The organism is bacterium (assembly GCA_023145965.1).
In the GTDB taxonomy this organism is placed as follows: domain Bacteria; phylum UBP14; class UBA6098; order UBA6098; family UBA6098; genus UBA6098.
In genome coordinates, this window is the sequence record JAGLDC010000103.1 from 1 (window position 1) to 12175 (window position 12175).

Consider the following 12175-nt stretch of genomic DNA (forward strand, 5'->3'; position numbering starts at 1 on the left):
AAGACGATTATCACCCATATTATTGGTTCGGGTTCGTATCGATCTTTTTTGTAAACAAACCATAGCCACAGGAGACCTGGCACAAAAGCTATAATCCAAGTTAGAGAGTTCAAAGTATCCCCTTAGAGGACGCCCTTTGCTGCGACATCACCGGCAACCAGCGCACTAGCAAGGAACGTTTCCCCAGCGCCCTGCTTTCCTTTGAAGTTCCTATTTCCCGTAGAAACCTGAACTTCACCGGTTCCAGTCATTCCAATCTGTCCGCTAGCGCACCCCGCACATGCGGCGTGGCTGATAATAGCTCCCGCAATAGTAAGAGTTTCATATATTCCAGAATCGACAGCAAGTTTGAGTGTTCTTCTCGTGGCAGGGACAACGCGTAAAATGATATCTTCGGAGATGCCGTTTTTTATCTTCTTATCGAGCATCATTAAATCGCTGATCCTACCTCCGGTGCAACTTCCGACGAACACGCTTTCCACTTTACGATCTTTAAGTTCTCGGCGCGGGACTACGTTATGCGGCGCAAATGGTGCTGAAACAAGCTGCTCGAGATTATGTATATCGATAGTATATTCGGCTAAATACTCAGCATCGGGATCGGCGGAAATAAGAGTATAATCGTTTTGTGACCATCTTTTTAGTTCATTTATTAGGCTATTATTCGGTGGTATTATGATACTAATAAGACCCATCTCTGTACCCATGCTTGCTATCGTGATTCTCTCATCGAGACCGGCCCGGTCGATGAAATCGCCGTAAAGCTCGATAACATTTCCAAGAAGACCGCTTGCGCCGTACTCTAATAGGAGACGCAAGACAACATCCTTAGCTGTAACATCTTTATCTTTGGGTATTCCATTCAGATTGACCCTAACTGTCGGTGGGACTTCAAACCAAGTTTTACCGGTTTTCATGGCGAATGCAATATCGCGATCACCCATTCCTTGGCCGAATGCACCTATCGCACCGAGGATATTATAATGCGAATCGGTTCCGACAGCGGTCATTCCCGGTCGGACAACACCATTCTCTATTAGAACATGCGTGCCGATGCCTTGACCTACGTCGTATATCTTTGCACCTTGCTCATGCGCGAATCGTCTTATTATATGCTGATTCTCGGCATAGGGTATAGTGTTTGCGGGGGAAACACAGTCAATAGTAAAAAAGGTTTTCTGTGTATCTGCAAGCATAATTTCGTTTCCATATTCGCGTTTTAGATGTCCGATTACATTTGCGCCGCCAAAATCGCGTGCGCTACGGACATCTAAATCGAGCCATATAGTCTCCCCCGTTTTGACTGTGTCATTCGTATGTTTTGAGAGGATTTTTTCAATAATCGTTTTACCCATCTATTGCTCCTTATTAATGCCCTAAACTTTATATTTGTAAAATATAGCTATTATCGATATTTGCAAGGATAATGAGGGGAAAAGGATTTGTAGTAGCTTTTGAATTTGTTTGTTCAAGTCGGTAGTGTTTCAGCTTTAGTCAAGTTGGTTTTTTTTAAAGCTTGGATGCGCATTGCTGTTTGCCTATTTACTGTATTTTTTCCCCCATCCCGCGCTGTCACGATTTTTGCTATTTCGATAAATCGCGCAAACAGTTTTTTGTGTGTGTGCGCAAAAATCCCTTACACCCCTTCGTTGTCAAGAAATTTGCATTAAAGCAAATTTCTTGACAACTTCCCTTTTTCCCGTGCCAGCGCTCCCCTTCCTCCACCCTTTTTTTAATTTAAAAGGAAATTTTAATATTAAGCAAGCTCTTTTTCAATACCCTTGACTTTAGTTCTTTATCCGATTATCCTATAATCAACTGAGCGGGGAGCCTCGGCTGAGAACCTATAAAGGACCCGTCGAACCTGATCCGTTTAATGATGGCGAAGGGAGCTCAGGCCAAACTTCCCATACTGGGAATTTTTTTTAAGGAGATATGATGACTAGTTTATTAGAAGAGGCAAAGCAGGAACTTGTTTCGACGGAGATCATAGTTGCAGCGGGCGACGAGGGCATAGAGCCGGACGATCTTCGTGATTTAGTTTCCAGAGGAAGGGTTATCATTTTAAGAAACCGTGTTCGTCCGGTTAAGATAAATCCTTTAGCCATTGGGGAGAGCTTAAGGACTAAGGTTAATGCTAACATTGGCACCAGTGTTGATTCCGCCGATATTAAAGTCGAGTTGGAAAAACTCAATGCAGCTATCGAAGCCGGCGCTGACACTGTCATGGATCTTTCTACCGGAGGCGATCTCGCTGCCATAAGAAAAGAAATTATTGCCAACTCGACCATTCCTGTTGGGACTGTTCCAATTTATGAGGCTGCTGTCCGCAGGCGCGAAGCCGGCAAACCAGTAGTCGATATGGACCCGGATGAGCTTTTCGAGGTTATAGAACAAAATGGTGAACAGGGCGTTGATTTTATAACTGTTCATTGTGGTGTCACTCGCAAGGTTGTCGAGGATCTTCTCACCGGAGACAGAACGATGGACATTGTTTCTCGCGGAGGTTCATTCCATGCTGAATGGATACACAAAAACAATAAGGAGAATCCTCTTTACGAGCAATTCGATCGACTTTGTGCGATTGCGAAAAAATATGAGATGGTGCTTTCGCTTGGCGACGGTCTTCGCCCTGGGGCTATTGTCGATGCAACAGACCGATCCCAGATAGGGGAATTGCTTGTTCTTGGGGAGTTAGTAAAAAAGGCGCGGAAGAATGGTGTTCAGGCGATGGTCGAAGGTCCGGGACATGTTCCTATCGACGATGTAATAATGAACATAAATATCCAAAAGGAACTCTGTGAGGGAGCACCGTTTTATGTTCTCGGGCCGATAGTTACCGATATTGCACCTGGTTACGACCATCTCACTAGCGCAATAGGTGGCGCCATTGCAGCCATGAGCGGAGCTGATTATTTATGTTATGTTACGCGTACCGAGCACCTTTCGCTTCCCGATACAGCTGCGGTTCGAGAGGGAGTTATTTACTGCCGTATAGCTGCGCATGTTGGTGACATAGCTAAAGGTATCCCCGGTGCGTGGGAAATGGACCTCAACATGAGCAAAGCCCGCCATGAGCTCGATTGGGATAAAATGATGGAATTAGCTATCGATCCCAAGGTGGCACGCGAGATTCGTGGGGCTTCAAAGCCCGCCGATGAGGATACATGCACAATGTGTGGTGATTTTTGCGCAGTTAAAAGGGTGAAAGAGATTAAAAAGGAAAAAAAAGAGGCTATTTCTTAAAATCTCAATAACCGAATTGGGTTTAAAAGGTGGGTTAATACCCACCTTTTTTATTTATACACCTTACAAAATACAAAGGCAAAATAAAGAGTCGATATACAACAAACTAAAAGCTAACAAAATATTTTTTATCTAATTATCGATAGATCGGCATATTTAAGTAGGAGTTTTTTGGTGCCGTATTTTGGGAAAGCGACAGTCAGAACTGCATTTTCACCCCAGCCTTTAATCGCCATAACCTGACCCCTACCGAAGAATGGATGCTCGACTACAGTCCCGGGATTTATCGCACCGCTCTTAGCTTTCTCTGTTTTTTTCAAGGATCGTGTTCTTATGAAACCACCTGATTGAGATGGCTCGTTATCGCTCGAAAGAAGCTCATCTGGTATCTCATCCACGAAACGACTCTGAACACCAATTTGCTCTTCTCCAAAACGATGGCGAGAAGAGGCCCATAGAAAAGACACTTTCTCGCGCGCCCGTGTAACAGCAACATAGAAAAGTCTTCGTTCCTCCTCGATTTCGGAATTAGATTCCATCGACCTTCCTATTGGGAAAAGTCCTTCTTCCAACCCGCAAATATATACTGAATCAAATTCGAGCCCTTTGGCCGAGTGGACTGTCATCAAGCTAACAGTCTCCTCATCCGGCTGATATTCATCAACACCAGATAGAAGCGAAGCCTCTATAATATATGCCGATAGAGAGGGATCTTCAGGATGTGTATTAGCAAATTCGATTCCTGAGTTGACAAGCTCGGAGAGATTTTCCAGACGCGCTCGAGCTTCGAGACTACCGTCTTTTTCGAGCATACCCAAATATCCACTTTCGCGCATTGTCTGTGCTATTACCTCGCCGGCATCGGAGTCTTTCGATGCAGTTCTTAGTTTCTCGACTATCTCGAGAAACTCGGCAAAACCCTTACGAGACATCGGAGTGAAATCGCTAAGGTTGCCTTTTAAGAGAATATCGTATAGGTTTTCGCCATTAGCTTTGCCCACATTCTTTAGTCTAGACATAGATTTCAGACCAACACCCCTACGTGGCATATTTACCACCCGAGAAAATGAAATGTCATCATCCGGGTTTACTATCATTCTGAGGTATCCCATAATATCCTTGATTTCTGCGCGCTCGAAGAAGCGTATGCCACCTATAATTACATGCGGTATCTGAAGCTTTGTAAGCGCTTCCTCTAGCAACCTCGAATGTGCGTTGATTCTGTAAAGAATGGCTATTCCATCCCCTGAAGCACCAGAATCGAGTTCCTTCTTTATTGAACGGGCTACAAGTTTTGCCTCGGCGTATTCGTCCGGTAGTTTGAAAAGCTTGAGTTTATCACCTTTATCTCCGTCGGTCCAAAGGGTTTTCTCGTGCCTTTCAGAGTTATTGGCCACAACAGCGCTAGCCGCAGAGAGAATAGTTCCACTACTTCTGTAGTTTTGTTCCAAACGAATAGTCTTTGCGCCCGGAAAATCTTCAGGAAATTCGAGAATATTTCTTACCTCTGCCCCTCGCCAACTGTAAATCGATTGATCATCGTCCCCAACAACTGTGATATTGCCGTATTCACTTGATAAACATTTAATCAACTCATACTGAGCATGATTAGTGTCCTGAAATTCATCGACGAGTATATACTGGAACCTGCCGGCATATTTTTTTCGGACAACTTCGTGTTCTTGTAAGAGCCTCACCGCAAAAAGTATCATGTCGTCGAAATCTACGGCATTATTTGCTTTCATCGCATCTTGATAGGCAGTCCAGAGCTTAGCTAGTGTCTTTTCACGCACTGATGATGGCACAAAATCTTCTGCTGAAATGAGCCTATTTTTGAACCCTGATATAACATTAAGAATGGATTTCGGATCGTGCACTTTAGGATCGAGACCAAAATCGTTTATTACCTCTTTCATGAGGCGGCGCTGGTCGAGCTCGTCGTAGATAGAATAATTGGTTCCAAGACCGATCTTTGAGCCATCTACACGCAGTATCCTCCCGCATAATGAGTGGAAGGTTCCAAGCCACATCCCGCCAAGTGAGCCTCCACAAAGCATTTCCACACGGTCACGCATCTCTCCGGCAGCTTTATTTGTGAATGTAACCCCAAAAATACAACCTGGATCAATCCCGAGTTCGAGAACCAGATAGGCTATTTTGTATGTTAAAAGCCGAGTTTTACCGCTCCCTGCACCCGCGAGAACAAGCACAGGTCCCTCGGTGGCCAGAACGCCCTCGAGTTGTTTATCATTGAGGTCTTCTGAGAATTTTGTTCTTTTGGATTTCATTTATTACTCGAAACAGCTGAAATTTTTATCGCCCCATCTTCATCGAAACACTCCCACCTTCCGGACGCGGAAATAGATGGCAATGGGCAGTTACATCTAACTTCATTTTCGGTCAAACTAGATGGTTTAACAATGCAATCAGAAACACCGAATTGAAGTATTCTTCGCTTCGATTCTTCCCATAAATCTGGTGATATAAAGGCTATGCAGTCTTCGGATAGCCAAGAGAAACTTTGATCATCAATAAGAGAATCGGTATGAAAAACAAGGTTATTGTTGCTCATATCTATCATGAAAAGGTCTAAAAGACCTTCGGAACCGGGCATTACTTCGGCATCGACAACAATAACAGAATATTTTTCCGCCGGACCGACATCGATTTGAACCGCTTTCTTTTTGATCGAAGGATGAGTGAAGAAATCTATACGATCACCATTTGAAAGATCGAGCCGATGGACGCCATTATCCACAGCATAAAGTATAGCCCTCCCCCTAGGAAAAAACTCTATTCTGCCAATATCTGTGGGTATCTGGCGGACTCTATAGCTTGTGTCCACAATTCCCCTCTCGGGATCGATTTTGGCCAGCCATAATTCCACCGATTGCCTTGGATTTCTCTTTATTCCTCCGGCTATAAAACCCTTTTCGACATTTTTGCAGTATGAGATTAGCGTATCACCTGCCCATGCAAAGGAAGTAATACGCGATTCTTCATACTCTGTTACTTTGCCTCCACCACAGGCGTATATGCCAATAAGTGAGGCTAAACAGAATATAATTAGAATAGTTTTTTTCAAATTAACCTCCATAATCAAAACAGGCCAAAGAGGATTTATCGAATTTACGATTATGTATTTATTCGCATATCAAACAGCATAGTCTGAACGCTTTTTTATTCCCGCTATACAGGAAATCCAATCGCTTTTTTCGATTTCTAATAGTCGCAGAGAATTACAAATACTAAGTTAAATCTATGAACTGTAATTGATTAAATATCGAGATTCCTAACATCGAGAGCGTTCGCTTTAATAAATTCACGCCGAGGTTCGACTTTATCTCCCATGAGCGTGGAGAAAATGAGATCAGCCTCGGCGGCATCCTCGAGACACACCTTAAGAAGCCTTCTTGATTCGGGATTCATTGTGGTCTCCCAAAGTTGGTCAGGATTCATTTCTCCAAGACCTTTATAGCGTTGGATGGTGAGCCCCTTGCGCCCTATGTTTCTGACGTTGTCGAGCAGCTCCAACAGAGTATTTATGGGTTCTTCTTCCTCGCCGCTAGACATTCGACCAATAATGTTACCATTTCCCATGTATTGGTCTATCGTAAAGCCTTTATCTTCTAGAGTGGGGACAAGCTTGCCAAGTGATTGAGCCGCATATATCTCTGTCCAGCGGAATGTTGATGCGGGGGCTTCTTCGGCGGCTTCGTCGTTAAATATTTCAAGTTGATGACCTGTTTTCTTTTCTTCTTCTTCGCGTAATGTTTTCAGTTCTGAATCGGTGTATACGAAGTGCTTTTCTGAATTATCATCATCGATTGTGACTAGATATTTCGGGAATTTCCCAGTGTCGGCATTCTGTTTCTGAAGGTAATCTTCGAGAGATATTCCTTTTCTGGCAAGACTTGCCTGGACTTGCTCCATTTGCGTGAGAAGTTCTAGAACGGAGTTCAGTTCTTGATTTTCGAATGTTTTGTCACTCTTTTCGAGACGGAATGATGCCTCTTGTGCACCCATTTGGATGAGTTTTTTTGTCATGATCTCATCGCTGTCTATATATTCTTCATGTTTCTTTCGGGTGATTTTATAGAGAGGTGGCTGAGCAAGGTATACATAACCTTTTTCAATCAATTCAGGCATCTGTCGATAGAAGAAAGTCAGTAGCAGAGTGCGGATATGCGCGCCGTCGATATCGGCATCTGTCATGATGATTATTTTGTGATACCGAACTTTGGATATGTCAAAGTCATCCTGTCCTATGCCTGCGCCAATGGCGGTAACGAGCGAACGAATTTCTCTATTGTTAAGAATTTTATCAAGACGAGCCTTCTCCACATTCAAGACTTTTCCACGAAGAGGGAGGATTGCCTGAAATTCACGTTTTCGGCCCTGTTTGGCCGACCCGCCGGCGCTGTCACCTTCAACGATGTATAGTTCGCATTTTTCGGGGTCGCGTTCCGAGCAGTCTGCCAGTTTGCCGGGGAGTGACGCAGAGTCGAGTGCGCCCTTTCTGCGGGTAAGATCCCGTGCTTTTCTTGCTGCATCTCTTGCGCGCGCTGCAACCAGCGCCTTTTCTATGAGTCGTTTAGCAACTGATGGATGTTCTTCGAGAAAAGTCCCGAGCTCTTCGTTGACGATTGACTCCACAATACCCTGAACTTCGCTGTTGCCAAGTTTGGTTTTGGTTTGTCCCTCGAACTGGGGATTGGGGATTTTTGCGCTTATGATTGCCGTGAGCCCTTCGCGAATGTCGTCACCTGACATCGTGTCTTTTTCGTCTTTTATAAGCTTGTTTGCTTTGCCGTAGGCGTTGACTGTTCTGGTAAGGGCTGAACGGAATCCGCTGAGGTGAGTGCCGCCTTCTATGGTATGAATATTATTTGCAAAGCAAGATACGTTTTCGTTGTATGCGTCTGTGTATTGCATTGCGATCTCAACGCTGACACCATCTTTCTCTTTTTCAAAATAGATTACATCTGGATGTAGCGCCGTTTTGGTTTTGTTCAGGTATTCAACAAACTCCTTTATTCCGCCCTCGAACTCAAATAATTCTTCTCTTGCTGGCTCCTCCCTTTTGAGTTCTATTTTGATGCCTCTATTAAGGAATGCTAGTTCGCGTAGGCGGCTGGCTAGAATGTCCCACTCAAATTGGAGTGTCAGGAATATTTCGCTGTCTGGATAGAATGTTATCTTTGTTCCAGAGCCCTTTGTTTTCCCTATTTCCTCCAGCTTGGAGACAGGGTTCCCTCTTTCGTAGCGCTGATGATACACGGTGTCGTCGCGACATATTTCCACTTCAAGCCATTCGCTGAGAGCATTTACGCAGGATACACCAACGCCATGCAAGCCGCCTGAGACCTTGTAGCTGTCGTTATCAAACTTTCCGCCAGCATGTAGAGTTGTGAGAACCACTTCAACAGCGGGTTTTTTCTCGGTTGCATGCATATCAACAGGAATACCGCGCCCATTATCCTTTATAGAGATAGATCCGTCCGGGTTCATTATTACGGAGATTTTATCGCAATGACCAGCTAGTGCCTCGTCGATGCTGTTATCGACGACCTCATAAACACAGTGGTGCAGACCACGGACAGAGGTATCGCCGATGTACATGGCAGGCCGCAAGCGTACCGCCTCGATGCCTTCGAGGACGGTTATTTTTGTGGCATCGTATTTCGATTCTTGCTTCATCTTGATCCTTGAATCAGGTCTGAGTAAGCCAAAGTCAGGGGGGAGATAATTTCTTACAACCCGTTAGGAATTATACAAACATATTATAAGGCTCTAATCAAGCTCATTTCTCTTTACAACCTACCTTTATTTTGCGAAAAAAACACCCCCAATTGGAAGTGTTTTATGCCGTGAATTTCGTTTTAACGAGATTTCAGAGAGTATTTTGTTTGTGTGTATTTTTTGCTTATACCGCCGGCGTAAAAACAGGTTGCCAACAGGGAATCTTTCTACTATCTTTTCTTGTGTCGCATATGCTTTCACATTTAGCTCCTTTCATCATTGTAAATTGCTGAATACTCGTATGTTGCGATATTTTTTGTCAACCAATGAGGCTTGATTCCTTAACTTTTAACCTGTGACCTGTGGCTGTTGTCCGAAATGCTTTTCGGACAACAGCTAATTAGAGGAGATTAGAATATGTATAGTGCATCGGACTTGAAAAAGGGACTGAAGATAGAGATTGATGGGGCTCCATATGTTATTACAGAGTTTACCTTCTCGAAGCCGGGCAAAGGGCAGTCTATATACAACTGTAAGTTGAAAAATATGGTTAATGGGGCTACCATGAGTAAATCCTACAGGTCGAATGACAAGATGGATAAGCCGGACCTGGAAGAGAAATCTTTGCAATTTTCCTATAAGGATGGTGATGACTTTGTTTTCATGAATGAGAACTACGAGCAGGTTCCAATTCTCGGTAGTGTGCTTGGGCCGGCCAGTTCTTTCATGGTAGAAGATATCGCGGTAGATGTTCTTTTCCACAATAATCGGCCTATAGAGGTTACTCTGCCTAATTTCGTTGAGAAAGAGGTTATTCACACGGAACCTGGGGCAAGGGGAAATACGGCTACAAATGTGTTGAAGCCGGCGATCCTTGATGGTGGGTTTGAATTGCAGGTTCCGCTGTTTGTCAACGAAGGAGATATTGCGAGGGTTGATACGCGTACGGGTGAATATGCTGATAGAGTAAGAAGGTAAGTTGAAGGCTGAGCGCAGAAGGCACCAGCCGCAAAAGTACAGGGGGAGGAGTCTCGGCCTTGGTGGGGGTGGGGCAAAAAAGGACGGCTAAATGGGGATGTTAGAAATTAGAAGTGATCTTTTGCGAGCTGTTCGCGCGTTTTTTTATGATCGTGGCTTTATAGAGGTTGAGACGCCTGTTCGTATTCCTTTTCCAGCCCTTGAGCTTAATATTGATGCGGAGGAATCAGGAAGCGCTTATTTGCGCACGTCTCCGGAATTGCATATGAAGCGTATGCTGGTTGACGGCCCTCCGAAAATATTTCAGATGGGGCCATGCTTTCGGAAGGGTGAACGTGGCAATCTACATAATCCTGAGTACACCATGCTGGAGTGGTACCGTACGGATGCGGATTACATGGATGTTCTGGACGATGCGAAAGGGCTGATTGAACATGTTTGTGAATGTATCAAGGGGAGAGAGGGGCTGGAGTACGGAGGTGTGGAGATAGATGTTTCTTCGGATTGGGAATGTGTATTGATTGAGGAAATGTTCGGTCGGTTTGCGGGGTGGAATCCTGTTTCGGATTACGACGCTGACCTGTTTGATGAGGATATGGTGCATAAGATTGAGCCTCGGCTGAGAAGGGATCGCCCGGTAGTGCTTATGGATTACCCAAGGGAAGCTGCTGCTCTGGCTCGGATCAGGAAAGAAGAGACGCCTGTGGCGGAACGATGGGAGCTGTATATTGGAGGTATAGAGCTTGCCAATGCTTTCAGCGAGTTGACGGATGCTACGGAGCAGAGGGGGCGGTTCGAGCAGTGTGCGTGTGATCGTTTGAAATCGGGTAAAGATGTTTATGGGATTGATGAAGAGTTTATGTCTGCAATGAAGGAGGGCCTGCCGAGATGTGCCGGTGTGGCTCTGGGCATTGACCGGTTAACGATGTTGATGACCGGTTCGTCATCCATTGAAGATGTAAGGGCGTTTCTATAGGGGGGGGGAACGGGAAATCGTTGAATTATGATCTTGTTCTTTTGGGTCTTCCGATTCATAATCCCTCTTTTCCAGATACAATGCTGTCATATGGGGAGGCAAACAATGATTCGCAAGTTGGTTATAATAGTTTTGGCCGTTTTTCTTGTTCAGTTCTCTGTTCGAGGAGAGCATGTTGTTTTTGACTGGCGTGCTGTATCTGATACATGTCCTATTCTGGATGATATTCCATGTGCTCTTTACGAGGTAAGTTTCTGCTATGTTCCAAGTCGCAGTTATGGCGATTATGGGAAGAGTAGCACTCTGGAGTTTGATCTGGACTGGGAACTTGCATACTATCGTGATGTTTTAAACGGTGATCTGGGTGTCAGCCTTAATTTCAGCGCGCTGATGTTAACATCAGCAACGCAATTGCATCTTCCTGATCAGCTTGTTGGTGTGTTTGTGGAGCCGGAATGGACGTGGCGCTATGCGAAAGGGCGGGCGATACAGATTTCAGCGCGGCCGGGGATATACTCGGATATGGAAGATTTGGACATGGATATGTTTTACGTGCCTATGTCATGTCGTTTTGTCAGAGCATTTGAGCCAAGGCTTTCAGCCTATGCCGGGCTTGAGGTTCGACCAGGCTTCGACAAGGTTTTTATACCTCTGATTGGGGTCAAGTATGAGATCAATGAAATGCTGGTGTTTGAGGGTGGATGGCCTAGCATCAGGATGGATTACTATTTTGACAGGGACTGGCGAACATATGCCGGGTTGGATTGGAACAATACCACATATTCTCTCAGCGAGAAAGGGACTGATGATCGTGGGGCAATTACGTTGGAGGACTATCGTCTGTATGTCGGGCTCTCGCATCAGACCTCTGAAGATTTTCTACTTACCGCAGAGGTTGGTTATGTGTTTGAGGAGAGTGTGGTATTTGCCAAAGACCTGGAAGATTTTGATCGTAAAGTGAGCGAAGGCAGTAGTTATTTCTTGAAGTTCGGTGTTTCAAGGTCTTTCTAGCCCTGCTGCTTGCACAACGTGTGCAGAGCATTTTTGAACTCATCAATTCCTTTGCCAGTTTCTGCTGAAACTTGGATAGGGTCTGTTTTTGTCTTTCGCTTGAATTCTGCCAGATTGTTTGCGGCATTGGGCATATCCATCTTGTTGGCCAGCAGAATGGCGGGTCTGGACATAAGTTCTTTGTTGTGAAGCTGGAGTTCGTTCTGGAGGTTGGTGTAGTCG

General features: G+C 44.8%; 9 protein-coding genes and 1 riboswitch. Of the genes, 4 read left to right on the forward strand and 5 right to left on the reverse strand.

The genetic code is table 11. The features are described from left to right. Window positions 1-122: 122 nt before the first annotated feature. Entirely contained in the window at window positions 123-1355 is a 1233-nt protein-coding gene (locus KAH81_09175) for a homoaconitate hydratase family protein (protein MCK5833822.1), read from the reverse strand. 458 nt (window positions 1356-1813) lie between these two features. Continuing rightward, window positions 1814-1909, forward strand: a riboswitch (TPP riboswitch). A gap of 26 nt (window positions 1910-1935) precedes the next feature. Here KAH81_09175 and thiC point away from each other — a divergent pair. After that, a complete protein-coding gene (thiC, locus tag KAH81_09180; GenBank protein MCK5833823.1) occupies window positions 1936-3246 on the forward strand; it encodes a phosphomethylpyrimidine synthase ThiC in 1311 nt (436 codons plus the stop codon). A gap of 128 nt (window positions 3247-3374) precedes the next feature. On the opposite strand, the gene KAH81_09185 is transcribed toward thiC, so the two are convergent. The 3 genes from KAH81_09185 to gyrB all read right to left on the reverse strand — a co-directional run bounded on the left by KAH81_09185 (window position 3375) and on the right by gyrB (window position 8946). Beyond that, window positions 3375-5534 carry a UvrD-helicase domain-containing protein gene (locus tag KAH81_09185; GenBank protein ID MCK5833824.1) on the reverse strand — a complete coding sequence of 720 codons (2160 nt, stop codon included), beginning with the start codon at window positions 5532-5534 and terminating at the stop codon, window positions 3375-3377. Beyond that, a complete protein-coding gene (locus KAH81_09190) occupies window positions 5531-6331 on the reverse strand; it encodes a hypothetical protein (GenBank protein ID MCK5833825.1) in 801 nt (266 codons plus the stop codon). The genes KAH81_09185 and KAH81_09190 overlap by 4 nt, the downstream gene beginning before the upstream one ends. 191 nt (window positions 6332-6522) lie before the next feature. After that, window positions 6523-8946 carry a DNA topoisomerase (ATP-hydrolyzing) subunit B gene (gene gyrB, locus KAH81_09195; GenBank protein ID MCK5833826.1) on the reverse strand — a complete coding sequence of 808 codons (2424 nt, stop codon included), beginning with the start codon at window positions 8944-8946 and terminating at the stop codon, window positions 6523-6525. Window positions 8947-9405: 459 nt separating this feature from the next. Between gyrB and efp the strand changes: the two genes are divergently transcribed. From efp to KAH81_09210, 3 genes are all read left to right on the forward strand, one after another. Further along, window positions 9406-9966 (forward strand): elongation factor P, encoded by a 561-nt coding sequence (gene efp, locus KAH81_09200; GenBank protein MCK5833827.1) that lies wholly within the window; start codon window positions 9406-9408, stop codon window positions 9964-9966. A 91-nt stretch (window positions 9967-10057) separates the two neighbouring features. Continuing rightward, window positions 10058-10942, forward strand: a complete 885-nt coding sequence (genX, locus tag KAH81_09205; protein MCK5833828.1) for an EF-P lysine aminoacylase GenX — start codon at window positions 10058-10060, stop codon at window positions 10940-10942. Window positions 10943-11047: 105 nt separating this feature from the next. Continuing rightward, a complete protein-coding gene (locus tag KAH81_09210) occupies window positions 11048-11953 on the forward strand; it encodes a hypothetical protein (protein MCK5833829.1) in 906 nt (301 codons plus the stop codon). Here KAH81_09210 and KAH81_09215 read toward each other — a convergent pair. Beyond that, window positions 11950-12175: hypothetical protein (locus KAH81_09215; protein MCK5833830.1), on the reverse strand; the 226-nt coding region annotated here is incomplete at its 5' end. The genes KAH81_09210 and KAH81_09215 overlap by 4 nt on opposite strands.